Genomic DNA, 24,330 nt, shown 5'->3' with positions numbered 1-24,330 from the left:
AGGTCTCGTCGGTTCCGGGGGCCGGTGGGCTCAGCGCCCCTGCCACCGAGGTTCGCGCTGTTCGGCGAACGCGCGCGGACCCTCGACGGCGTCCTCGCTGTGCCTTCGCCGCTGCTCCCATGCGAACGGCGTCGAGAAGGCCTGCTCCAGCGGCATGTCCACGGACCGCATGACCGCCTCCTTGATCGCCCGCACGGCCAAGGGCGCGCTGCGCAGGAGGTCGTCGGTCCACTCGTCGACGCACGCGTCCAGGTCGTCGAGCGGGACGACCTGGTTGACCAGTCCCAGGCGGAGCGCCGACTGCGCGCTCATCCGGCGGCCGGTGAGCAGATGGCCCATGGCCATCTTCAGCGGTAGCTGGCGGGCGAGCCGAAACGCGCCGCCCGCGCCGGGGACCAGGCCCAACCGAGCCTCCGGCAACGCGAACACCGCGTGGTCGGCCGCGACGATCAGGTCGCAGGCCAGCGCGAGTTCGAAGCCGCCGCCCAGGGCATAGCCGTTCACCCGGGCGATCACCGGCTTGGACAGCTCGAACCGCTCGGTCAGCCGGGGCCAACCGGGTTGGCCGCGACTGCCGAACGTGGACCGGGGAACGCCCGCGCGGTCGAGCCGGGCACGCTCGCGCAGATCCTGGCCGACCGTGAACGAGCGCTCGCCCGCTCCGGTCAGCACCGCGACGCGCACCTGGTCGTCGGCCTCGACGTCGTCCCAGATCGTGGCCAGTTCCTCGTGCGTGCGCAGGTCCATCGCGTTGAGCACGGCGGGTCGATCCAGGGTGATCCGGGCGACGTGATCCTTCTTCTCGTACCGCACCCGGGGCTGCTCGGCGGCGCTCATCGTGACGGCACCCCCTGCCGGGCGGAGAACCGGTCGACCTTGTCGAGCACGTCCGCGCTGTACATCCGCAGCGCCTGCTGGAGTGCGAACTCGGCCATGTAGTGCCGGAACCGGTCCGGCGACTCCTCGGCGAGATTGAGCATCCGCCGATTGGCCCCCACCGCGGGCTGCTTCAGCCGGTCCAGGCAGTCCTCGACGGCCCGGTCCAGTCGTTCCGGATCGTGCACCTCGTCGACCAGGAGTCGGGCCTCGGGTCCCTGCGCCGGGATTCGCCGGCCTTCGAGGATGATCTGCCGAGCCATGCGCGGCCCGACGTGCCTGGTCAGGCGGAAGTTGGCGGCACCCGGGATGATGCCCTCGCGCGCGGCCGGCAGGCTGAGGTAGGCGTCGGACGCGGCCAGGACGTGATCGAAGACGAGCAGGAGCTGCATGCCGCCGCCGATCGCGAACGTGTCGACCGCCGCGACCCAGGGTTTGTCGATCGTGGGGCTGTGCCAGGCGGCGTCGTCCTCGACCCGGATGCCGCGCAACAGCTTGTGGATGTAGCCGAGTTCGCGGCGAAGCAGGAAGTCGACCAGGGAGATGTCGCCGGCGTTGAGCGCTTTGAGGTTGATGCCGGCGCTGAACACCCGACGGCCGCGGTAGCGGGGGTGGGTCATCACGCCGCCGCGCACCAGGCCGACGCGCACCGCCGGATCGAGCAGGGCCAGGTCGACTGCGGTCTCCATGTCGTCGACCTGACGGTTGTCCTCCGCGTTCAGGCAGTCGTCCCGACACAGGGTGAGCCGGGCGGTGCCGGCGACGCGCTCCAGCCGTACCGAACCCAGTTCGATCAGGCCGGTCGCGGTGAACTCGGGCAGCAGCGCGAGCGCCCGCGGTGTGGGCCGCAACAGTACGTCGAGCAGGTGCCGACCGGATTGCTCCGCGCCGAGGATGCCGGCGAAGAAGATGCCCTGGTCGATCTCGTGGCCCTCCTTGTGGGCCTGCGGACGACCGCGTTCGAGGACGAACTGTTCCGGGCCGGGCACCAGTCCGGGAAAGGCGCTCGCGGCCGCCCGGGACAGCTCGGCGAGTCGCAGTGCTCGGGTCCGGCACGCGGTGAGCTCGTCGTACACGGCGTCGGCATGCCGCGCCAGGAAGGCGCGGCGCAACGCGCGGGTACCGTCCTTGGCCGCGGTCGCGGCGATGTGCTGGGCGATCGACCGGTGTTCGGGCGCGGGCAGGACGGCCAGCAGGTCGTCGGTGTGCGCGGCGGCCCGGGCCAGCGTCGAGCGGGCCGGCTCCAGTTCGGCGCGGACGAGGGCGAGGTCCTCGTGCCACTCGGGCCGGGCCCGTTCGCGGATCACGACACGGCTCCGCTGCCGGTCCGGCGCAGGTCCCGGTCGCACGCGGCCAGATGCACGCCCAGGGCCTCCTCGAAGCCGGCGGTGCTCGCGTCGAACAACAACTGCCGCCGGATGGCCAGTTCGGGGCCGGACAGTTCACCGAGTGGTTCGGCCGCCGCCAGGGCCGCGGACACGTCGTCGGTCACCTCGTCGAGGAGTTGCAGGGCGAGCGCGTCACGGGCCGGCAGGGGAGTGCCGAAGAGCACCGCCCGGCGGATCGCCACCGCCGTGCTGCCGGCCCGGTGGGCGAGGCGGTAGACGGCCATGCCCGGCCAGGTGGCGCCGCCTTCCACCGGCACGACCAGGCGCACCGACTCGGTGGCGATGCGGTGGTCGGTGGCCAGGAGCGCGTCCAGGGCCAGGCCGCCGCAGTCGCCGTCGGCGACGGCCACGGTGGCCGCGGGCAGTCGCTCCAGGCGCCGCAGGGCGCGTTCCCACTTGCTCACCACGGCCACGGTCAGCCCGGCGGGTCTGGGGCCGTCCGGGGCGCCGGACACGTACACCACCACCCTGCCCCGGCCACCCCGATCCTCGGCCGTGTCGCAGACCGCGCCGACCGCCGCGATCGCCTCGACGGTCAGCGGTCGGGCGCCGTCCACCCGCAGTTCCAGGTCGTCGTTCATGCGTTCCCCCATCACCACTGGACCAGTGCCGTCTCGATGGTCGAGCCGGGCCCCATGGTCATCAGCACGCCGTGGTCGCCGGCCCGGACCACACCCTCGCGGAGCAGCCGTTCGTAGGAGAACAGGAACGAACCGCTCGACACGTTGCCGTAGTCGCGCAGCACTCCGGTGGTGTGCCGCACGTCGTGCCGGGTCAGGCCGAGGTTGACCCGGACCGCGTCGATCACCTTCTTGCCGCCGGAGTGCACCAGCCAGTGCGCGATGTCGCTGCGGCGCAATCCGGCGCCGGACAACAGTCGATCGACCACCGACTCCGCGTGCGCGCCGACCACGTAGGGCACGTCCGGGTCGAGGTAGAAGCTGAACTTGCCCTGCTCGTCGTCCCAGTCGTAGCGCATCGCGTCGATCGCGTCGGTGATCAGGCAACTGGCGAAGGACAGTACGCGCGGGCTGCCGGCGGGAGGCGAGTCGACGTCGACGCCGAGTCCGGCGTAGCCGCTCGGCGCGTCGGGCGGGCCGGCCGCGTCGGGGGTGTCGGCGGCCAGTGCGACAGCCGCCGCGCCGTCGCCGAAGAGGCTGTTGACGACGGAGGTGCGCATCGTGGCGTCGAGGACGTAGGCGGCCGAGCAGGCTTCCGCGCACACCATGACGGCGATCCGCCCGGGGTGGGCCACGGTCCAGCCGACCGTCGCGTTCAGCGCGTTGAGGCCGGCGTTGCAGCCCATGCCGACCACGTCGACGCGGCTGCAGCGCGGATCCATGCCCAATTCCCGGATGAGCAGCGCGCTCAGACCGGGGGTGAGCAGGCCGGTGGTGGTGACGCAGCACAGGTAGCCGACGTCCGCGAGTTCGATGCCGGCGTCCTTGAGACAGGCGTGGATCGCCCGGGCGGCCATCTCGATGGCCAAGCGCTTGTGCTTGGCCAGGAGTTCGCCCTGGGTCTCGATGGTCGCCGCTCCGGTGGCGTCCCGTGCGGGCACGGACAGGAAGCGTCGTTCGATCGCGCTGTTGAGGAAGACGGAGCGCACCTTCGGATCGGAGATCCGGAACAGGTCGAGGAGTTCGCGCTGCGAGTAGGAGTGTTCGGTGACGGCCGTGCCGACGCCGAGGATCCGGGGCACGCCGGGGATGTCCTTGCGCTCGGGCGCGAACGTGGACGTGGGCGAGGCGGGCGCGAGGGTCGAGGTGAGCGCGGCGACCGAGGCGACGTTCGAGGGGTTCAGCGCGAGGGTCATTGGAAGGTCCATCCCCACATGCGGGGCTTGCTTCGAGTGCGACGTACCGCTGTGGACACTTCGATCGTCCTTTCGGTGGGAGTGGATCGGTCGGAGGGTGGATCGGTCCGAGGTGGATCGAGGGGCGGGTGGATCGGTCAGTGTGCGTGGGCGTCGGGTGCGGATCGGCTCTCGGCCCGAATGAACCGGGCCAGCCGGGCGATACCTTCGGTGATCTCGGCCTCGGTGAGATAGCTGACGGACAGTCGGAGTCGGTGCTCGCCGCCACCCTGCGGATGGAAGTAGGACATCGGCGTCCAGATGACGCCGAAGTCCCGCGCCGAGCGGTCCAGCGCGGCGTTGTCCGCGCGGAACGGGACGTCGACGGCGAGGAAGAAGCCGCCGTCGGGCCGGTTCCAGTGCACGGTCGGGGCACCGGGACCCCCGGGATTGCCGGGATCGCGGGAGCCGTCGTGGGGACCGAGTCCGCCGCCCGGGAAGCACGCGTCGAGGCGTTCGAGGGTGGCGCGCATGGCGCGCCCGTAGTAGGCGGAGGTGTCGACGTTCAGGGCCGAGGTCCGACCTTCGGCCGCGAGCAGCATGCCCGCCACCGCCGCCTGGCCCAGCGGCGACGTGTTCACCGTCACCATGCTCTTGATCCTGGTGAGTTCGTCCGCCAACAGTCCGGTGCCACCCGCCTCGTCGGCGACGACCTGGTCCGCGACGACGAAGCCCACTCGGGCACCCGGGAAGAGGGTCTTGGCGAACGAGCCCAGGTGGACCACCCGACGGTTGCGGTCGAGTGACTTGAGGGTGGGCAACTGCGCCCCGGGGCTGACCATTCGGTAGGGGCTGTCCTCGAGGATGAGGAAGTCCTCGCGCTCGGCCAGGTCGAGCAGCGCGTGCCGCTCGGCCGTCGACACGGTGTTGCCGGAGGGATTCGAGTGGTCGGGGACGAGATAGAACGCCCGACACCGGCGTCCGCGCGAGCGCTCCGCGCGAATCGCCGCGGCCAGATCGGCGCAGCGGAAGCCGTCCGGTCGCTCGTCGACGGCGGTCAACGCGACGTCCAACAACCGGGCGGCACCGGTGATCCCGACGTAGCAGGGGCTGGAGACCAGCAGCACGTCCCCGGGGCCGGAGATCAGCGCCCGCACGGCGAGGAACATCGCCTCCTGGCAGCCGGCGGTGACCACGACGGACTCCGGCGGTACGTCGATGTGTTCGTCCCGCCGCAACGAGTCGGCGATCAGGTCGCGGATCAGCCCGGCGGTGGGGCCGTACTGGAACATCGTGTCCCGTACGCGGGCGGGCGAGTATCCGCTGTCGGCGAGGTGATCGAGGTAACGCCGGATGTGCGTGAAGATCTGCTCGGTGTCGAAGAAGCCGTCGTACGGGCGGCCCGGCGCGAACGAGATCGCCTCGGGATGGCGATGGGTGATCTCGTTGAGGAAGTTCATCGTGTCCAGCACCGGATCGCAGACGCTGCCGTGGAGCTGCTTCCTCGACAGGTGGGCGACGACCGGGTCGGGCGGCGAGGGCTCGGTGGTGCCGTTGCCGAAGTCGGTGACGAGGCCGTCGCCGATGCCGTCGTTCATCCGAGGACCGGTCGCGGGCCGGGGTCGGCGACGGTTCCCGAGCCGGTGACGCGTTCGGGCGGGCCGGGCGACGCGAGGCCGGTGCTCGTTGACACGGTCATGGAGGTACCTCCCGCAAAGGGCAGTCGGGTACGAACGACGGTCACGCCGGGGGGCGTCACGGGACGCGGGCGTGCACGGGAAATCCGTTGCGCCTTCGCGGTTGTCGCGTCGCGTCGGCGGGTGCCGCGGGACGGTCGCCGGCAGTGCCGATCGAGGTGGCCGACCGGGCCGTCGGGCCGATCCACCGATCGCACGGCCGTCCCTCCCGCCCTCCGGCGGTGAGGCCGGTGAGGCCGGTGGGATCGGTGACGCGTACCCCGCACCGTTCCCGGAGTATGGCACCCCGCGAGCCGATCACGGGCATGTACACCGATGACGGATACGGCCGCCCTCGGAGGGCCGAGGGCGACGGCGGACCGCGACGTCGGGCTCGGGTCGTACGCCGTTCGCGCGGCGTGCCCAGACGACACGGCATGCAGCCGACCCGGCCCCGGTCGTGGCCGACGGCAGTGGCCGTCGTCGACGGCGACAGCGATGAATACGCCGTCGGTTCCCGCACGGGAACCGACGTGAGGGGTCACCCGAGCGGGCGAAGCCGCCGTCGGGTGGCCCCTCATGGGACTACCGATCGATCGGAGCCCGGTCTGCCCGCCGAAACCCTTCCGGCGAGCATGATCGGGCTCTGATGCCCATCATTGCTCCTGGCCAGGAAATCCCCGATACCCTTGGCCGGCAGTAGCTCACATGCCGACGGCCCCGCTGCTCACGGAGCGGACACGCTCGTCCAGTTCCTGCGCGAATCCCAGCCACGTCTCCGCGTACTGGCGCGCGAGATGCACCACCAGGGCCCCGCAATGCGGTGGTACCGCCGCGGTCAATTCGGCCCACTCCTCCATGCCGATCGCATTCTGCCGCAGTATCCGCAGCAGGTGCCGTCCCTCCTCCTTGTGCCGCAAGGACGGGTCCCTGAGTAATTTCTCGACCACCGAGCCCGGATCCGGTTGGAGCGTGCGCACCTTGCGTTCGACCCGTGAACCGGCGGAACGGCCGACCTCGGTGTCGTCGTGGGTGTCGACCTCGACCGGCAGTACGCCCACGGGTCCCTCGCCGGATTCCAGGCGCTTGCGGACATCACTCGCGGTGGCGGGCGAGATGCCCGCGAGCCGGGCGATCTCCCGAAGGGATGCCTTGGGATGCGCCGCGATCACCTCGGCGGCCCGTTGCCGACCCTCCACGCTGTTGAGCGGGCGGATCCGGCCGTCGCGGCCGATCCGGGCGTTCAACTGCGGCAGCGCGCCGGCTGAACGGCGTCGGATCGCCCCCACGGTCTTCGCGCCCAGGCCCGCGATCCGGGCGATCGCCCGATCGGACATGTGCGGATGCGACGCGATGATCCTGGTGGCGGCGGCCCGGCGATCCGCCTGTGACAGCGGAAGGCCATGCCCTACATTCGCCTTGACCGCGTGCAGAAATGCGTCTTCGTCGGTGCCGTCGAAAAGCTCGACATCGATGACCTCCCGCCCTTTCGACAGGGCCGCCATCAGGCGATGGATCCCGTCGATCACCTGCCCCGTGTTCCGGTTCACGAGGATGGGTGGAAGCGGTTCGTCGATTTCCGCGAGTCGGGAGATGTGTTCCTGGTCCTGACCTTCCGAGCGCGGTGATTCGCCCGGCACGAGCGAGGCGATCGGGACGGTCAGAATCTCCTTGACGCGGTGTTTGTTCAGGGCCTGCTCGACAACGAGATCGGGCGCCCCTTCGTGACGCGCGACCTCAAGTGCTCTGGCGTCCGAATGTTGCATCTCAATCTCCCCCGTTGGATGAATATCCAGGATCCGATTCTCGTGAGATTTGCAATGGATCGAGCCATCGACACCGATCGTGTGCCATGTGTTCCGGCGCCCACACGTGCGGGACCGCCCGCGTCCGTCGCACGTACGAGCCACGCTCCGTACGTTCGACGTCCCGCATTCGACGCGGCGGGAGCCGTCACCTGTGGCGTTTCGCGTCGCGACGCGCGACAGTGATCACGGTTCGATCCGCGATCACCGACCATCGTCCGCGAACCCGGCACCGCCCGGGTTCCGATGGTCGCGAAACCGCTGCTTCCCGAAATGTCCAGGAAGTGACGCCGGACCGACGCCGTCGGTGTTCACCGATCGACGCACCCGTTATCGGTTCGGCCGTATCGAGTTCGTCAGTCGCTTCCGTACGCCTCCCTTGGTCGTCGCATACTCACTCATGGTCACTGTTCGAGAGAGCGCTGTCGAGACTCGACGAGGGATCATCGGCAGGCTTGACCGGAATCCGGCGGGTGCTCCTCGGCGGCGCCGGATCGGGTGAGGTCCCGTTTCCCGGATCATCCGCCGGACCTTGCGAACGGCCGTCCACGCGTGCGGAGTCGGGGCCGTGAGCAGGCTCGGAATCGACGGTTCGACCGGCCCGATTCGGGCCCGGCCGAGGAGGCGGTACGGCGGCCGGCGAGGCGGCGCGGGCCCTGCGCCCGGGTGCGGCGACGGCCGGCGCCCGACCCGCCCGGGCGACCTCCGCCAACCGGGCCGACAGATCGCGGCGATGCCGGTCGCCCGCCCCCGTTTCACGGTTCGCTACTTGCAAATATCGCGCCAAGCGCTCCCATGTGCCATCCGCCGACCAGCGCCGATCACGTTTGTAGACGGTTTGCCATGGGCCGAACCGCGCGGGCAGATCGCGCCAGGGCACCCCGGTCCGGGTGTGGAACAACACCCCGTCGATCACCCGGCGATGCTCGCCCCACCGGCCGCCGCGTCGCCCGCCGGCCGGCAACAGGGGCTCGAGAAGCGCCCATTCGGCATTGGTCAGATCCCCTCGCCCCACCACACCGGACAGCGTGTACCAAGACGCGCCGGGCCACAAGATCCGGGAAACAGAACCGGGATTCGGACGGCGCGTCCCGCGGGAATCGGGACGGGGACAGCCGCGGATCGGCGGGTGCGACGCCAACTCCGCGGCACAGTTCGGAATTCGTCGAACCGATGCGATGTCGAGTGTTCAACCGGGGCCGTGACGCAGTTGAACGGCACACGGTCGCAGGGCGGCGAAGTCGCCCTATTGATGCGCCGGGACGGGTCGGCCAGAGTGACCCGAAGAGCCATGAGGCATGGCTGATTCCTGGGAAAGGACGGCATGGTGACGAATCCTTTCGACGACACCGAGGCGAGATTCCTGGTGCTGGTCAACGAGGAGGGACAACATTCGCTCTGGCCGGTCTTCGCCGAGGTACCCGCCGGGTGGACGACCGCCTTCGGCGAGGCGGGCCGTCAGGAATGCCTCGACTACATCGAGGAATCGTGGACCGACATGCGCCCGAAGAGCCTGATCGAGGCCATGGAGGCGAGCGCGGCAAGCACCTGAGGCGACCGGCCGGCGCCGCCCACCCGCTCGTGGCCTCTCGTGGCCCCGAGCCGTGGGCGGCGGCGGTGGCCTACCGGTAACACCGGGACGGTGACGCGCTTCATGGACTGCGCGGACTGCGCGGACCCGGTGGACCCGGCGGTGTGGACCCGGTGGACCTGGTGGACTTCGTGGAGCCCGCGGGCCTCGGACCGCTCAGACCGCCGTGAACGCGAGTGTCACGTTGTGGCCGCCGAAGGCCGACGAGTTGCTCAGCGCGGCTCGTACGCCCGGGCCGCCACGCAGTTCGCGCGCCTCGGGCGCGATGGTGATCCCGGTCGCGGTGACCTCGTCGTCGGGGTCGTCCAGATTCAGCGTCGGCGGCGCGGTCGACTCGCGCAGGGCACAGATCGCCGCGACCGCCTCGACCGCTCCCGCGCCGCCGATCAGGTGCCCGGTCATCGACTTGGTCGCCGAGACCACCGCGCCGGCCGTGGCCGCGCCCAGGACCTGACGGATCGCCCGGGCCTCGGCGCTGTCCCCGGCCTTGGTCGAGGTGGCGTGCGCGTTGATGTGTACGACCTGCTCCGGGGTGAGACGGGCGTCCGCCAGGGCATGGGTCATCGCCAACGCCAGTCCGGCACCGTCAGGTTCGGGTACCGCGATGTGATGCGCGTCGGCCGAATAGCCCACCCCCGCGGCAATCGCGTGTACCGCCGCGCCTCGGCGCGCCGCGTGCGCGGCCGATTCCAGGACGAGCATCCCGGAACCCTCACCCAGCACCAAACCGTCCCTGGCCTTGTCGAACGGCCGGGACGCGCGCAGCGGTTCGTCCTCGGCAAGGGACAGCGCCTGGAGCGCCGCGAACATCGCCGCCCACATCGGCGTGATCGGCGTCTCGGTGCCACCGGCCACCACGACGTCGGCCCGGCCCGAACGGATCATCTCGATCCCGTAGCCGATCGCCTCCGCGCCGGAGGCGCACGCGCCCGCGGCGGTGTGCGCACCCGCCCGCGCGCCCAGCTCGATGCTCAGCCAGCCCGCCGCGCTGTTCGGCATCACCCTGGGCGCGGTGTACGGCGACATCCGTCGCCAACCCCGCTCGCGCAGGGTGTCGTAGGCGGCGAGGTAGGTGAGGTGTCCGCCCAGCGCGGTACCGATCGAGACGCCGAGCCGCTCCGGTGCCACCTCGGGCGCGCCGGCGTCCCGCCACGCCTCGCGGGCGGCGGTCATCGCCAGGTGCGTGCTGCGATCCATGGTCCGCAACTCGGTGCGGCTGACCACCGAGGCCGGATCGACGGCGGCGGGCGCGCCGACGCGGATGGGAATGTCGTCCGGCCAGCCGTCCGCCAGCCGGCGCACACCCGACCGCCCGGCCAGCAACGCGGCCCACGTGGACGCCAGTTCACCGCCGACCGGGGTGGTCGCGCCCAGTCCGGTCACGACGACGCGGGTGTCATCCGTGTTCATGGTCACTGGCCCTTCGAGCGGTCCGCAATGCCGCGACGAATTCGCGGATTCACCGGGTCGTCGACGTTTCCGGGAGCACCATGCGCGCCGCCGATATCCCAAAGCCGCCACATGATCGCGGGAGGGGGAAGTATCGAAATCCGGGCATCGTTCCAATCCTTCGGAACACGAGCCCATTTTCGAATGGTATTCCGTATGTTCGACGCCGACGCGGCTCACGATGACACACGGCCCGAGGCCCGATCAATGCTCGCTCCGGCAGCTCCGTGGACGCGTGTTCAACTGTGCTGTCGCGGCAGTTGAACGCAGGTCGGAAGGGATGTTCGAGTGCTTGTCGTCCCGGTCGCGCACCCCGGCGACCCCCGCGCGGCCGGGGCCGCACATCTGTGCCGAGACGAGCGAAGAAGGCAGGAACCAATGGTGAGCCCACACGGCAGGGATCTCTCGGGGCCACTCCCCGACGTCCTGCGGTCCCCGAAGGAAGCCGTCGAATCGATCCGGACGCCGGCCGGCGATCGCATGTGGATGGTGCGCGATTACACCCTCGCCCGCCAGGTGTTGTCCGACCCGCGATTCAGCAGGTCCGAGGCGACCACCGCGCATGCGCCGCGGTTCGCCGAGGTGCAACCCATCCCGCAGTCGATGATGAGCATGGACGGGTACGACCACGCGCGACTGCGCCGTATCGTCGCCGGGGCCTTCTCCGCACAGCGGATCGCCGCCACCGAGCCGACCGTGGCCCGATTGGCCGACGAACACCTGGACCGACTGGCCGCCGCCGGGCCACCGGCGGACCTGATCGCGGGTCTCGCGGCGCCGCTGCCGATCGCCGTGCTGTGCGGCCTGCTCGGCGTCCCGCTCGCCGACGCCGAGGTGTTCGGCGATTCGGTGGAGGTGCTGTTCGACATCACCTCGGGACCGGCGGAGATGTCCCGGCGGCGACTCGAACTGGTCAGGTACATGGCCGACTTGCTGGCACGCAAGACCGGCGGCGGGGACGACGACCTGCTCGGCATGCTGATCGCCGCCCGCGACCGGGACGGGATGACCAAGCAGGAAATGCTCGCGATGGCACTCGCGTTGCTGATGGCCGGCTACGAGACCACGATCGGCCAGATCGGCATGTCCGTACTGACCCTGCTCACCCGACCCGACGCCCACCGCGCACTGCTCGACGACCCGGATTCACTGCCGGCGGTGGTCGAGGAACTGCTGCGCCTGGACTCCGCGTCGCCGCTGAGCTTCCCGCGCGTGGCCACGGAAGCGGTACGGCTGGGCGACGTCGACGTCCGCGCCGGAGAGGCCGTGATCGTCTCGCTGATGCACGGCAACCGCGACGAGCAGGTCTTCGCGGAACCCGATCTGCTCCGTGCGGACGGTCGGGGGCCGACCCACCTCGCGTTCGGGCACGGTATCCACCGCTGCCTGGGCGCTCCGCTCGCCAGACTCCAACTCCACGTCGTGCTGGGCCGGCTGCTCACTCGATTCCCGGACCTGAGGCTGGCCGACGGGCCCGACGCGGTGCGTTGGAAGGACGGCCTGGCCACGCGCGGCCTGGCCCGGCTCGTGGTCGAGTGGCAACCGGTGGACCGGTCGCCCGACCAGGCGACCCGAGCACCGCTCCCGGCCCAGGCCCGCGCGCGGTGACGCGGCGGCGACCCGATTGATCCGACCCTGCTCCCGTGCGATAGTCGGCACCGACGCGCGGCGCACGGGGAAGGCGTCGCCTATCACGCGTAGTTGGATGACTCCGCGGACTCGACGGAACGCCTTGTCCGTGCCGTCGCGATCTCGCCGCGGGCCGAAGACCGGGTCGTCGACGGAGCCGGCACGGATCACGCCTACGCAACTCGACGCACCCCGGCGCCTCGATCCACGCACTTCGCTCGATTCACCCGATCCGCCCGGTGTTTCGGATCGCATCGCCGGGTGCGGCACCCCGACCCGAGTCCGCCCGCCGATTCGTCGAAGGTGCGCACGGCGGCTTCGCCCGTACGCACGTGAGAGGAGCTGTCATGGAAACCGTGTCCGCACCGGAAGCGCTCGACATGCTGGCCGAGGTCCTCGGCACCCCCGTGCCCGACGCGGACGTCGCGTTCGGGACGCTGAAGATGGATTCGCTCCAGACGGTCGAGTGGCTGACCATGATCGAGGACCGCCTCGGGTTCGTCTACGATCTCAAGGACTTGAACTTCCACGAACTCGCCGAGCAAAGCGTCGGCGACGTACTGGAGTTCCTGCACGGCATCGCCGCCGCCCGCCAGGCGGAGTGACCGGAGGCCGCGCGACCACGGTTCGCCGGGGCGTGCCTTCGATCCGCTAGCGGATCCCGCCCATCAGGAACGCGTACTCCAGCGTCACCGCCGGGTCTGCGGAACTCAGGCGGATGGTGTGGTCGGGTTGACCGATCTCGACCGGGGTGGCCTGGAGCTCGCAGATCGAGCGGTCGCCCAGGAGCGGCGTGTTGTCGCCGTCCTTGAAGAAGGCGAACCGCACCCGGCAATCCGCCCACGTCTCGGCGACGAGCAGCAGCTTCTGGAAGCCCTCCACGGCGAAGCGGATCGTGGCGCTCGGCCGGGTCGCGGCGAGGGTGCCCGAGCAGCCGGCCACCCAGCCCCCGGTGATGGTGCACGTGGCGTCCCCGGAGAACGGGCCCAGCCGTGTCACGGACTCCGGCGGTTCGACGGGTTCGTCGGACTCGTCGGGCATCCCGGTTTGCGGTGTGCCCGCCAGGAACTCCTGTTGGGCAGCGGCGGCTTCGGCGAATTCGGCGCGGCCGGTGAGAGCGACGTCCAGGACGCAGCCGTCCAGGATCTCCGGGATGGTGACGCCGGCGGCGGTGCACTGCGTGCGGGCGGCGTCGGCGTTGGGCGCGGTCGCCACCTGGGTCGGGCGTCGTGGGAACGAGCGGTTGGTGAACGTCGCGGTCGACTGGCCGGGCTCGTAGTCGAACAGCGACTCCTCCTGGCGGATCCGCCAGTGGTCGGCGTACACGTGGTAGAGGTCGTCGAACGATGGCGGTGTGCCGCCGGACGGTCTGGCGAGCACGCGTCCGCCGCCCAGGTCGAGGTCGTTGGTGGCGGTGCCGTCGGCGTTGCCGAGCAGGCCCTGGACATGCCGCTTGCGGCTTTGCGGCAGGGCCATGTCGACCTTGAGGCCGTACGCGCCGATCGGCGTGATGTACAGCGTGGTCGTGTCCGGCCAGAAGAGCGCGTATCGGGCGTCGGCCCCGTCGCCGGTGCGGGCCAGCGTGCCCCCGCCGGGGAGCGGCGTCTGCGCCCCGGGGGCGAGCGGCCGGCCGTCGAGGCGGACCGTGGTCATGCCGCGCTTCGGATCGAGGGCGAAGGTGACCCGCGCCCCGGCGACTCTGGCCGCGACCGCCGAGTTGACGCTGACGTCGCCCACGTCGGGGTACGGCACCTGCCGGGCCTGCACGCGCAGATCGTCGTCGGTGGAGGCGACGAGGGTGAATTCGCCGGCCGCCTGGAAGTCGTAGTAGAGCCGGTCGAACGTCGTCAGGTGCGGGTCGCCGTTGCTGCCGCCGTGCGGACCGTCCGGGCACTGGGCGAGGCATTTCGGAGCCGACGGACGCGGCTTGGGCTTGTCCTTGGGCTCACCGCAGAAGCTCTTGAGCGTCTGGCCGGTGAGCCCCAGGGACGCGTCGACCTCACCGCCGCTCACCGCGACGAATCCGCGGCCCGGCTTGATGATTTCGAACCTTGTCCCGGCGCCCGGGGTGTCCTCGGGGCACTCGCACTTCGAGCCGAGAGTGCAGAAGATGTCGCCCATGTGGGCGCCGAGCGGGTAGTCGCCCGGGCCCGGGCCGAACCGTCCGAAGACCGGTCCGTTCGGCGCCAGGCGCAACACTTCCGCCGAGATGTCGAGGGGGGTCAGGTTCGGATTGAAGGCGGGACTGGTGACGCGGACGGTCTGCTTGGAACTCGCCACCACGAGCGGGGGACTCAGCTTGACCTTGTCGCCGGTGATGCCGACCCCGTTGATGTCCCAGGCGAGTTCCCGGGCCAGGTCGCGCAGGAAGCTCGCCGGCCAGCCCTCCAGGACCTGTTGCCGTTTGCCGCCGAGCGCGGCGGCGAAAGCGGCCTGGCTCATGGGGGTCGTGCCGTTGGCCGAGGCGGCGATGGCGGCCCGGGAGGTCGACCATACGTCCACTCCCCGGTAGTCCAGTTCCCACCAGAAGCCCATGGCCGAGTAGGACAGTTTGGTCAACACCGGGTCCTTCCGGACCAGGTAGTTTTGCCAGATTCCGGGGCTGGAGTAGTGACCGGTGAGCTTGCCGGCCGCCCAGTCGGCGAGACCCTCGGCCACCCAGCCGGGCATGGCGTCGAACGCGGAGGGGTTGTTGATGATGATGCCCTCGACACAGTGCGTCAGTTCGTGGACCAGTACCTCGTCGCGCAGTGGGTCGGGCATGTTGGACGCCCGGAAAGCGGGATACATCACGATGCGGCATTGCGGACCGGTCACGTCGTTCCACCCGCCGGCGCTCGCCGGCACGGTGGCAATGCCCGGTGCCCCCGGGCTGGGGGTGAACAGGCTCTCGGTCCGACACGCGGCGATCACCGTGGAGGCGGGGACGCCGAATTTCGCGGCCAGCTTCGTCCACCAGTCCCGGATCCTGGATGCGAACACCGTGTCGGCACTCGCGCCCGGAGCGCAGGTGGCCCGCGCCTGCGGGAGCGAAGCGGACCGGCCGGCGGTGTGGCCGGCCGCCGGAGTGCCCCCGCCCGACCCGATGGGCAGGTCGCCCCAACCGGAGAGGTCACGCACCGCGGCGCGCTGATCGTCGGCCAGATCCGCCCAGTGGCCCGAGATCCAGCGCAGTGCCGCCGAACCCGATCTCAGGTCCGCGCGGCTCCCGGTCTGGGCCTGCGCGCCGGGGATCGGCCCGAAGGCGGTGGCGAAGGCCGACAAGGCCATCTGCGTGGAGACCGTACCGTCGGGCCCGGTCATCGCCATGACCTTCTCCCACGCGGTGGGCTCGGCGGCCCGGTCCGCGTCGCGGTCCTCGCGGTCGTGCGACGTGCAGGCACCGAGGAGCAGCAGGATCGCCGCCAGTACCGCCGCCACGGTGCGCGGACGCCGGCTCTTGCGGGGGAAGGGGGACCCGAACACGGAGTACGAGTCCCCGACCGGGACCGGCCCACTCCCCGCTTCGCCCGTCCGGGTCACGGGATTTCGGTTTCGGGATGCGGGACGCGGCGGCGGGATGGGGAACTCGCCCGCCCCACCGTCCGCTCACTCGGCGCGGGATGCGGGACGCGGGATGCGGGTGCGGGATGGGGGGTGCGGCCGGCGGCGTGGGTTGTGGCGGGGGTTCAGAAGGGCCGGCCGTGCTCGCCCAGGCTGTCGGCCGCCCGGGCGACCATCATCCCGACGCGCCTGCACGCGACTTGGTCGAGTCGGCCGGACGGGGCGCTGACGATCAGTGCGGCCACCGGTCGGCCGGTGGAGTCCAGGACGGCCGCCCCGACGCTGGTGATGTCCGCGTCCACCGCGCCCATGCTGAGCGACCAGCCGCGTTCGCGGGTGCCCGCCACCTCCCGTTGGAAGGCCGTGTCGCTCGGATCGATCCCGGACAGGTCCCATTCGTCGGGGGGAGTGGCCGCGCACAGGGCCTGCCCGGCCGCGCTGGTGGCCGCAGGGAACACCAGTCCGATGCGCGGGACGGTGCGTACGAGTTGCCGGCTCTCCGCGACGTCGACGGCGACGATGCGACCGGCGTCGGGCACCGCGAGCGTCACCGTCTCGCCGGTCTCCTCGCGAAGGTCCGCCAGGACGGGACGGGCGCGGGTCAGCAGGTCGTCACGGCGTCGCGCCTGGGCCGCCAGGACCAGGGGGCGGGTGGTCAACTTCCACCGGGTGGACGGTTCGGCGGTGGGCCGCAGCCATCCGCACGTGTGCAGCGTCACCAGGATCCGCTGCAGGGCGCTCTTGTCCACGCCGGTGATCCGAGCGAGCTCCGCGACCCCGATCGGCTCGTGCGCGGCGATGACCTCGAGCACTTCCAGGGCGCGGGCGAGGCTCTGTAGGGGCTTGACGGCCATGACGCGCCCTCCGGTACATTGCGAATCACTGAGCAACATAGCGTGTCACATAGCGATACACAAGTTCTCCAGGGAGCTGTCGTGACGACCCTCGATCCCGAACTGTTCCTCCCCGACCCCGAGCCCGCCGACGTGCGCTACACCGTCATCTCGGTCGACGACCACGTCGTCGAACCGCCGCACCTGTTCGACACCCACCTGCCGGCGTCGCTCCGCGAACGCGGCCCGCGCATCGTCGAGAACGCGAACGGCGCGCACGTCTGGGAGTTCGAGGGCGAGCGCTACTCACAGGTGGGCATGAACGCCGTCGCCGGTCGTCGACCCGAGAGCTTCACCCTGGAACCCGCGCGCTTCGACCAGATGCGCCCCGGCTGCTACGACGTGCACGCCCGGGTCAAGGACATGGACCTCGGCGGCATCTGGGCCATGCTCAACTTCCCGTCCCAGATCACCGGGTTCTGCGGCCGGGTGTTCGCGCACGCCCGGGACGTCGAGGTCGGGAAGGCGTGCGTGCGCGCGTGGAACGACTGGATGTACGAGGAATGGCACCGCGCCTACCCCGATCGGATCATCCCCGGAGGGATCACCTACCTCGCCGACCCGGTCGAGGCCGTGACCGAGATCGAGCGCAACGCGGACCGCGGCTTCACCTCGGTGACCTTCCCCGAGCGCCCGCACGCGATCGGCCTGCCGTCGCTGTGGAACCGCGACCATTGGGACCCCATCATCCGCGCGTGCGACGAGACCGGCACCGTCATCTCGCTGCACGTCGGCAGCTCCGGCATGCACCCCGTACCGCCCGGCGGCCCCGCGCTCCAGCTCGGTGCGACGATGTTCGGCCAACTGTCGCTGGGGGCGTGCAGCGAATGGTTGTGGTCCGGCTACCCGCTCCGGCACCCGAACCTGAAGATCGCCATGAGCGAGGGCGGCATCGGCTGGGTGCCCATGCTCATCGACCGGCTCGACAACATCATCGACCGTTCCGGCTACGGCCTGGGTTGGGACGAACGCCCCGCCGACGTGCTGCGCCGCAACTTCTGGTTCTGCACCCTCGACGACCCCTCCACCATCGCGCTGCGGCATGTCATCGGCGTCGACCACATCATGCTCGAGACCGACTACCCGCACGGCGACGGCACCTGGCCACACACCCAGGACGTCGTCGCGCGCCACTGGGGGGACATCCCCGCGCACGAGCTGCGGATGATGTGCAGCGAGAACGCCGCGAAGCTGTACCGGCACCCGCTGCCCGACGTGGTCCTGCCGCTGGACGCCTGACGAGGTCGTCGCCGGTCGCGCGCCTCCCCGTCCGTCGACTCCGCGCCCCGTCCCGTCGATTCCCGCGCGCCTTCCTGCCCGTCGATTCCCCTTCCGCGAAAGGCCTTCGATGACATTCACCCCGACGCCGGACAAGCTCGCCCCCGACCTGAGCCCCGCGCAGGAGATCGTGCTGCTGGCGCGCACGTTGTGGCGCGAGGGCTACGACGACCACCTCGCCGGCCACATCACCTACAACCTCGGAGACGGCACGCTGCTGTGCAACCCCTGGTTGCTGACGTGGAACGAGATCCGCCCGCGGGACATCATCCGCATCGACCTGGACGGCAACGTCGTCGAGGGTGATTGGCCGGTGCCGCTCGGCATCCCCCTGCACCTCGAACTGCACAGGGCCCGCCCGAACGTCCGGGTCGCGATGCACAACCACCCGCGGTTCGGCACGGTGTGGGCCGACATGGGCGAGGTGCCGCCCGCGTACGACCAGAGTTCCACCCTCGGCGGCGGAGAACTGACGCTGGTCGACGAGTACGACGGCGCGGTGAACAACTCCGAGGCCGCGCGCAAGGCGATCGCGGCGATGGGCGACGCCGACCTCGCGCTGCTCGCCGGTCACGGGGTGTTCGTCGTCGGCGTCAGCACACGCGCCGTCCATCAGCGCGCGGTCGCCCTCGAGATCCGCTGCCGCAACGCCTGGATGGTCCGCGCCGCCGACGGACGTCGCACCAGCCCCCTGCCCGCGCACTGGCTCGAACGCACTCTCCGCAGCGACGGCAACGGCTTCGTCGGCTATTGGGAGTCGGCGGTGCGCGAGGAACTGCGGGCCGCGCCGGACCTCTTGGCATAGCGCGCAAGGTCGCCGAACGACGCGGGCACCGCCGTCGTCAACCGCCCCGACCGATCGGTGCGGGTGACCGGCTCGAACAGCCTGCTGTTCTACGGCGTCAAGTCCGACGGCAGCAAGCCCGACATCGTCGACAACGGCACCAGCAACAAGATCATGACGAGGTGATCCCACCTCGCCGCCGGACGCGACCGCGACTCGCACCACGCGGCCGCGCCCGGCGGCGCCGCGCCCGCCTTCGGCATCTGATCCGCGGCTGAGCGGATCCCGCGCGGCCGCCACGCGGCGTGCCGGGAAAGCCGCAATCCGGCGCCCCGCCTCTCCGCCACTTCGTGGTCGGGGAGGCGGGGCTCTTTTATCGGACCAATTTCCCGGGATGCACCGATATTCGGTGCACTGATTTATGCCTTGGCTGGATATTGGGAGCTTGGCTTGATTTTCGTGAAGGCTGCCAATCGACTGCGCGCCGCTTGTGGCGTGACGGAAACGTGTATTAATGGGGTGCCGAAACGTTTCTTCAATGCACTTCATTGATCAAAAGGTTGCGAACATGCTCGATTATGATCGAGATTGGTTCGCCAGGTCAAGCCAATGACCAGGTGCAATTCCACACAGTCAGATGAAGGACACATACAGCTACGATAGGTCTAGACCGGTGGCAAAAGAACCGAAAGGCTCTGGTGTGTGCGCGTTCCGGAAGGGTTCCGTTTACGGACGGTTCATTCTCGGGCTCGGATCCGCCGGTCGAACCCGATGCGCCGCGCGCAATCGGGGTCGAGGCGGCACGACGTGCGGGCGATAAAAGTTCGGCCTGTCTCGCGTAACGGTGTCGGCCGGTAGTCCAAAAGATGTACGGCCGATATCCAATTCCAACCAGGAATCAACCGAACAGCGACGGCCGAGCCGACCCCGGCTCCCGCCGCCACTGCGGTATGCCCGCGCGCCCCTGCGAGGGTCGCTCCGGCGTACGGGCGATGCCACCGAGGCCCGGAGTCCGTCGCGCCTCGACCCCGGTCGCAGAACAGCACCACGACCGACGCTCCATGGAAAGGGAACCACCCCGATGTCACCCACCCGCAGCACCCAGTCCCGCTCCCACCCCCAGCCGCGCCGCCGCCGGATGGCAACCCTGGCCGCCGTGCTCGCCTGCGCCGCGACCGCGTGGGTCGGTTCTCCCACCGCCACCGCATCGCCCACGCCGACCACCGCCTCAACGGCCGCGACGACCACCCCCGCCGGCGGCCCGGTGAGTCCCGCGCTGATCACCACGACCGCCCACCCGGGCAACCAGGTCGCGCTCACCTTCGACGACGGGCCCAGTCCGCAGTACACCCCGCAACTGCTCCAAGTCCTCAAGAAGCACCAGGTCAAGGCGGTGTTCTGCGTCGTCGGCGAGCAGGTCGAGTGGCAGGAGGCGACGGTCCGCGCGATCGTCGCCGACGGTCACACGCTGTGCAACCACACCTACCGCCACCGCGACCTGACCACCGTCTCCCCGGCGGAGATCGAAGCGGACATCAAGCAGACCGACGCCCGGATCCGCGCCGCCGTACCGGGTGTCGAGATCCCTTACTTCCGTGCGCCGTACGGCAATTGGGGCCAGTCGCCCGCCGTTGCCGCCAACCTCGGCCTGCGTCCACTGAGTTGGACGCTGATGCCCGGCGACTGGGAACTGCCCGGCGTGGACGTCCTCCTCCAGCGGCTTCGCGACGGCATCACCCCGACCGGCGTGGTCACCCTGCACGACGCGGGCGGCGACCGCCAACAAACCGTGGACGCGGTCGATCGACTCATCATCGAATACAAGGCCAAGGGCTGGAACTTCGACCTGCCGTCCCGCTGAGTCCACGGGCCCGGCGGGCCGTCGTGACGCGCGTCGGATCCGGTAGCGGGTAACCCGAGGAGAGTCGCACGGCCAACGGCCCGGCCCGCGGAATCGTCACTCGTCGCCGAGCATGTGCGTATCCACCCGCCATGCTCGGCGACGCGTACGTCCGGCGCCCGGGATTCGACCTTGGTCACTCGCCGAGTTCTCAGACTTCGGCCGGTGCCTTGATCCGGCCGGACACCACCACGGCCGTCAAGGCAAGCAGCGCCGTCAGCCCGAACGTCACGCCGAGCGCGGTTCCCATACCCGCGCCGTGGTGGTGCGTCAGGGCCGTCGCCGCCGGCCCTGACGCACCCTCGTCGTCGACGCCCTCGCGGCCGCGATGGGCGACGCCCCCACGCCCGACACCGGCTGCACCCACTGCGACCTCATCGCCGGCATCGCCACCCTCACCACCGCCTTCGCCGGCCCCGGCACCCGCCGCGTGTGGCCCGCCCTGGTGGCCGACATCGCCGCCGATCCGGCGCCGGCCGAAACCTTCTTCGCCCGCCTCTTCGACCCCCGACGCGCCGCCACCGCCACCGCCCTGCGCCGGGGCATCGACCGCGGCGACATCCGGCCCGACACCGATCTCGATCTCCTGCTCGACCTCTTGGCGTCCACCACCTACTACCGCGCCCTCTTCGGCCACCTCCCGATTACCGACTCCCTGGCCGAGGACATCGTGATGATCGTCATGTCCGGAGTGGCCACCGACACCTGGCGGGCCCAACACCCCCACCCGTACGCCTGAACCCGCACACCCGACCGGCCGCCTCCGCAACCGGGGGCACCTGCCGGGCCGTTGGTGAACTCCGCGGCATTGGGGCGGGCGCGGCCGATGCGGTCCGTCGGGTCGCCGACGCGGCCGACCGGCTCACCGCTTTCGCGAGTCCGATGGTGTCGGACAACCACCAAGAGTGGTGAAGTATTCACTGAGGGTCATGTGATGGGACGTCATGGGGTATCTCCGGCGAGAGGGAGAGCCCTGTGAGGACGCGTACGGTACGAACCGCAGTGGCCGCCGTGGTTGTCCGGCCGACGAACCGGTGATCGACACCGCCACGCCCGCTCTCTCGGCCGCGGTCGCGGCCGCGCGGGAACGAGCGGATCATCTCGTGCCGGGAGAAGCCGCCCCACGTGGTCCGGGCTGTGACCGGGCGCGGGAAGTACCGCCGGCGGGGGGCCGATCCGCCCGGCTTCGTCGTGCGAATCATCCCTCCCGGTGACGCCACGTCGGCGAAGAGGCGGGGTTCAGCGGCCTGTGGTGTTGTCGATGAGTTCGCGGAGGATGTCGGCGTGGCCGGTGTGGCGGCCGGTTTCCTCGATCATGTGGGTGAGGGCCCAGCGGATGCTGGGGGCGGAGCCGGAGCGTCCGGGTCGGGGGAGAGGGGCGGCGAGGTCGCCGCATGCGTCGAGGACCTTGTTCGCGCGGTCGACGGTTGCCCGGTAGCGGGCGACGAGGTCGGTGACGCTGTCCTGCGGGGTGGGGTGGAATGTCGCAGGCCAGTCGGTGACCGTTTCGCCGAGGAACGTTGCCTTTTCGACGGCGATCAGGTGGTTGAGGAGGCCGAGCAGATTCGTGCCCGAGGAGACTGCCGGCGTCCGGACTCGAGGCTCCGGGGCTCCGTCGACCTTCTTGGCGATCGAGGCGCGCAGGTAGTCGAGGAATCCGCGCAGGACGTCGGCTTCGCTGTTCGCGGTGCGGGGCGGCGGGGTGTCGCGGCGGCGGGAGGCGGTGGGCACGGCGGTTCTCCTGGGTTGGTGCTTGGTTCCGTGTGGGGTGGTGTCAGCCGGTTCGGCGGATGAGCAGGACGTGGTCGACGACTTCGGCCGTGTGCCCGTTGGGGCCGACCGCGACTCGGCGCGGCGTGTCGGCGCGTTCGACCGTCCACCGATCGGGGGACAGGCGCATGGGTGCGGCGACCTCTCGGGGGGTCGGATACCGCACGTCGGGGTCCTGATTCCATGACCACGGCGCCGTCGATCCGTGGTCCACGACCAGGAGTCGTCCGCCCGGACGCAGCAGGTGGGCGGCAGAGCGGAGGATGGCGGTTCTGTCCTGTGCGTACGGGGTGTGGAAGTAGTGGGCGGTGACCAGATCGAACGGGCCTTCGGGCAGGGAGTCGCGTGCGTCGTGTTGCCTGGCGCTGATCCGGTCGCTCAGGCCGCGCGCTTCGGCCTGCCGGGCGAGTCGCGTCGTCGCCACGGCCGAGACGTCGAGGGCGGTGACCCGCCAGCCCCGGTGGGCGAGCCACAGCGCGTCGCCGCCACCACCGCATCCGAGGTCGAGCGCGTCGCCCGGCGGCAGCGGGGTCACCGTCTCGACGAGACGGTCGTTCGGCCGCGGGTCGGCGGACGCGGGCCGCTCCGCGTAGACGTCGTCCCAGTATTCGGCCGCGTCGGAGCGCTCCATGAGGGTTCCTTCCACTCGGTTTCCGTGCGGCCAGTCTCGGCCGGTGGGTCACGAAGTGGCGCGGATCCTTGCCGTTTCGGCAAGCTGGTCCCATGGACTCTGCAATGGAAGACGTGCTCGACGCGGTCGGTCCGCGGCTGCGGGCGCTGCGCCGTGCCCGCGGGATCACCCTCGCCGATCTGTCCGCGAGCACCGGGGTGTCGGAAAGCACGCTGTCCCGTCTGGAGAGCGGTCAGCGCCGGGCGACTCTGGAGTTGTTGTTGCATCTGTCCCAGGTCTATGACGTCCCGCTGGACGATCTCGTGGGTGCGCCGCGCACCGGCGACCCGCGGATGCATCTGAAGCCGATTCGGCGATTCGGGATGACGTTCGTACCCCTGTCCCGGCGGCCGGGCGGAACGCAGGCCTTCAAGATGATCATTCCGGCGCGGGCGGAGCCACTCGAACCGACCTTGCAGACGCACGAGGGCTTCGAATGGCTGTACGTGCTCAGTGGCACGCTGCGACTGGTGGTCGGAGAGCGCGATCTGACGGTCAAGGCCGACAACGCGGCCGAATTCGACACCTCACTGCCGCACTGGCTGGGAAGCGCGGACGGCGGAGCGGTGGAACTCCTCGTCCTGTTCGACATGCAGGGGGTACGCGCCCACGTACACGGCGATCGCACGACTCGGGCGCAGCCATGACGGGGCCCGGGCCCGATGCCCGGTCATGGTGGCACGGAATTCGGTGCGGTACGGGTTCGGATGGAACACCGGGAGATGGGCGAGCATTCGGCATTGTGGCGTCGGTGGTCGCGCCCTACCGTGTGGTGTCGGCAGGCCGAGTTCGGCTGCGGATGCCGGGTGTCCTGTCGACAGGACGACACGGAAAAGGCGAACCCGCGCCCGATTCCGGAATCGCGCGTACCCGATTCGCCCCGTGACGGTCGGGGGTCGCCCGGAGCGCGGCGAATTGCAATCCTGATTTCCCGCTGCCGATCGAATGCCGCTCGGTCCCGCGTTTTTCAATCCACAGTCGCGTCGTGACGATTAAGGACGGTGCCCGTGAGCACGAACCCCTTCGATGACGAGGACGGCCGCTTCCACGTCGTGGTCAACGACGAGGAGCAGCACTCCCTGTGGCCGGTGTTCGCCGACGTGCCCGCGGGCTGGCGCGTGGTCTTCGGCGAGGCGTCCAGGGCCGACTGCCTGGAGTACGTCGAGCGGAACTGGACCGACATGCGCCCGAAGAGCCTGCAGGAGGCGATGGCGGCGGACTGACGGCGGAGGACCGACCGAGCCCGTCGAGGAGACGCCGAGCGGCGCGCCGCCCGCCGAGCG

General features: G+C 70.4%; 20 protein-coding genes and 1 pseudogene. 9 read left to right on the top strand and 12 right to left on the bottom strand.

What is annotated here, in order from left to right:
* Positions 1 to 30 precede the first annotated feature (30 nt).
* From dpgD to ACIBSV_RS44820, 7 genes and pseudogenes are all read right to left on the bottom strand, one after another.
* Complete coding sequence (dpgD, locus tag ACIBSV_RS44850; protein ID WP_395873284.1) at positions 31 to 837, bottom strand: enoyl-CoA-hydratase DpgD; 807 nt, start codon at positions 835 to 837, stop codon at positions 31 to 33.
* Complete coding sequence (gene dpgC, locus ACIBSV_RS44845; protein WP_395873286.1) at positions 834 to 2,102, bottom strand: (3,5-dihydroxyphenyl)acetyl-CoA 1,2-dioxygenase DpgC; 1,269 nt, start codon at positions 2,100 to 2,102, stop codon at positions 834 to 836. Before dpgC ends, dpgD begins: the two co-directional genes overlap by 4 nt.
* A 77-nt stretch (positions 2,103 to 2,179) precedes the next feature.
* A complete protein-coding gene (dpgB, locus tag ACIBSV_RS44840; RefSeq protein WP_395873283.1) occupies positions 2,180 to 2,845 on the bottom strand; it encodes an enoyl-CoA-hydratase DpgB in 666 nt (221 codons plus the stop codon).
* Between the two features lie 11 nt (positions 2,846 to 2,856).
* Complete coding sequence (gene dpgA / locus ACIBSV_RS44835; RefSeq protein WP_395873282.1) at positions 2,857 to 4,080, bottom strand: 3,5-dihydroxyphenylacetyl-CoA synthase DpgA; 1,224 nt, start codon at positions 4,078 to 4,080, stop codon at positions 2,857 to 2,859.
* 137 nt (positions 4,081 to 4,217) lie between these two features.
* Positions 4,218 to 5,657: a PLP-dependent aminotransferase family protein gene (locus ACIBSV_RS44830; protein ID WP_395873280.1), complete on the bottom strand. Its 1,440-nt coding sequence runs from the start codon at positions 5,655 to 5,657 to the stop codon at positions 4,218 to 4,220.
* A gap of 782 nt (positions 5,658 to 6,439) precedes the next feature.
* Positions 6,440 to 7,645, bottom strand: a complete 1,206-nt coding sequence (locus ACIBSV_RS44825; protein WP_395873279.1) for a transcriptional regulator — start codon at positions 7,643 to 7,645, stop codon at positions 6,440 to 6,442.
* A 664-nt stretch (positions 7,646 to 8,309) separates the two neighbouring features.
* Positions 8,310 to 8,555: pseudogene (locus ACIBSV_RS44820) on the bottom strand (transposase); the annotation flags it as partial.
* 309 nt (positions 8,556 to 8,864) lie between these two features.
* On the opposite strand from ACIBSV_RS44820, the gene ACIBSV_RS44815 reads away from it, so the two are divergent.
* Positions 8,865 to 9,092 carry an MbtH family protein gene (locus ACIBSV_RS44815; RefSeq protein ID WP_395873278.1) on the top strand — a complete coding sequence of 76 codons (228 nt, stop codon included), beginning with the start codon at positions 8,865 to 8,867 and terminating at the stop codon, positions 9,090 to 9,092.
* A gap of 195 nt (positions 9,093 to 9,287) precedes the next feature.
* Here ACIBSV_RS44815 and ACIBSV_RS44810 read toward each other — a convergent pair whose 3' ends face one another.
* The gene (locus ACIBSV_RS44810) at positions 9,288 to 10,541 is read right to left on the bottom strand and encodes a beta-ketoacyl-[acyl-carrier-protein] synthase family protein (RefSeq protein ID WP_395873276.1); all 1,254 of its coding nucleotides are present in this window, start codon (positions 10,539 to 10,541) and stop codon (positions 9,288 to 9,290) included.
* 525 nt (positions 10,542 to 11,066) lie between these two features.
* Here ACIBSV_RS44810 and ACIBSV_RS44805 point away from each other — a divergent pair.
* Positions 11,067 to 12,188 (top strand): cytochrome P450, encoded by a 1,122-nt coding sequence (locus ACIBSV_RS44805; RefSeq protein WP_395873275.1) that lies wholly within the window; start codon positions 11,067 to 11,069, stop codon positions 12,186 to 12,188.
* Positions 12,189 to 12,556: 368 nt separating this feature from the next.
* Positions 12,557 to 12,814: a phosphopantetheine-binding protein gene (locus tag ACIBSV_RS44800; RefSeq protein ID WP_395873274.1), complete on the top strand. Its 258-nt coding sequence runs from the start codon at positions 12,557 to 12,559 to the stop codon at positions 12,812 to 12,814.
* Positions 12,815 to 12,860: 46 nt separating this feature from the next.
* On the opposite strand, the gene ACIBSV_RS44795 is transcribed toward ACIBSV_RS44800, so the two are convergent.
* Together ACIBSV_RS44795 and ACIBSV_RS44790 are read right to left on the bottom strand one after the other, a co-directional pair.
* Positions 12,861 to 15,674, bottom strand: a complete 2,814-nt coding sequence (locus ACIBSV_RS44795) for a VWD domain-containing protein (RefSeq protein WP_395873273.1) — start codon at positions 15,672 to 15,674, stop codon at positions 12,861 to 12,863.
* 203 nt (positions 15,675 to 15,877) lie between these two features.
* Complete coding sequence (locus ACIBSV_RS44790) at positions 15,878 to 16,606, bottom strand: IclR family transcriptional regulator (RefSeq protein ID WP_395873272.1); 729 nt, start codon at positions 16,604 to 16,606, stop codon at positions 15,878 to 15,880.
* A gap of 81 nt (positions 16,607 to 16,687) precedes the next feature.
* Here ACIBSV_RS44790 and ACIBSV_RS44785 point away from each other — a divergent pair, with 81 nt between their 5' ends.
* The 4 genes from ACIBSV_RS44785 to ACIBSV_RS44770 all read left to right on the top strand — a co-directional run bounded on the left by ACIBSV_RS44785 (position 16,688) and on the right by ACIBSV_RS44770 (position 21,346).
* Positions 16,688 to 17,884, top strand: coding sequence for an amidohydrolase family protein (locus tag ACIBSV_RS44785; RefSeq protein WP_395873270.1), 1,197 nt, complete (start codon positions 16,688 to 16,690; stop codon positions 17,882 to 17,884).
* Positions 17,885 to 17,993: 109 nt separating this feature from the next.
* Entirely contained in the window at positions 17,994 to 18,728 is a 735-nt protein-coding gene (locus ACIBSV_RS44780) for a class II aldolase/adducin family protein (protein WP_395873269.1), read from the top strand.
* Positions 18,729 to 19,788: 1,060 nt separating this feature from the next.
* Positions 19,789 to 20,568 (top strand): polysaccharide deacetylase family protein, encoded by a 780-nt coding sequence (locus tag ACIBSV_RS44775; RefSeq protein WP_395873268.1) that lies wholly within the window; start codon positions 19,789 to 19,791, stop codon positions 20,566 to 20,568.
* A 367-nt stretch (positions 20,569 to 20,935) separates the two neighbouring features.
* Positions 20,936 to 21,346, top strand: coding sequence for a TetR-like C-terminal domain-containing protein (locus tag ACIBSV_RS44770; RefSeq protein ID WP_395873267.1), 411 nt, complete (start codon positions 20,936 to 20,938; stop codon positions 21,344 to 21,346).
* Between the two features lie 500 nt (positions 21,347 to 21,846).
* On the opposite strand, the gene ACIBSV_RS44765 is transcribed toward ACIBSV_RS44770, so the two are convergent.
* Entirely contained in the window at positions 21,847 to 22,338 is a 492-nt protein-coding gene (locus tag ACIBSV_RS44765; protein ID WP_395873266.1) for a DinB family protein, read from the bottom strand.
* 43 nt (positions 22,339 to 22,381) lie between these two features.
* Complete coding sequence (locus ACIBSV_RS44760) at positions 22,382 to 23,008, bottom strand: SAM-dependent methyltransferase (protein WP_395873265.1); 627 nt, start codon at positions 23,006 to 23,008, stop codon at positions 22,382 to 22,384.
* A gap of 92 nt (positions 23,009 to 23,100) precedes the next feature.
* On the opposite strand from ACIBSV_RS44760, the gene ACIBSV_RS44755 reads away from it, so the two are divergent.
* Both ACIBSV_RS44755 and ACIBSV_RS44750 read left to right on the top strand, forming a co-directional pair.
* A complete protein-coding gene (locus ACIBSV_RS44755) occupies positions 23,101 to 23,694 on the top strand; it encodes a helix-turn-helix domain-containing protein (RefSeq protein WP_395873264.1) in 594 nt (197 codons plus the stop codon).
* A gap of 360 nt (positions 23,695 to 24,054) precedes the next feature.
* Positions 24,055 to 24,270, top strand: coding sequence for an MbtH family protein (locus ACIBSV_RS44750; protein ID WP_395873263.1), 216 nt, complete (start codon positions 24,055 to 24,057; stop codon positions 24,268 to 24,270).
* The last annotated feature ends 60 nt before the right edge of the window (positions 24,271 to 24,330 follow it).

It is taken from the genome of Embleya sp. NPDC050154, from assembly GCF_044460165.1.
In the GTDB taxonomy this organism is placed as follows: Bacteria; Actinomycetota; Actinomycetes; order Streptomycetales; family Streptomycetaceae; genus Embleya.
This window is presented reverse-complemented; position numbering and strand designations above follow the sequence as displayed.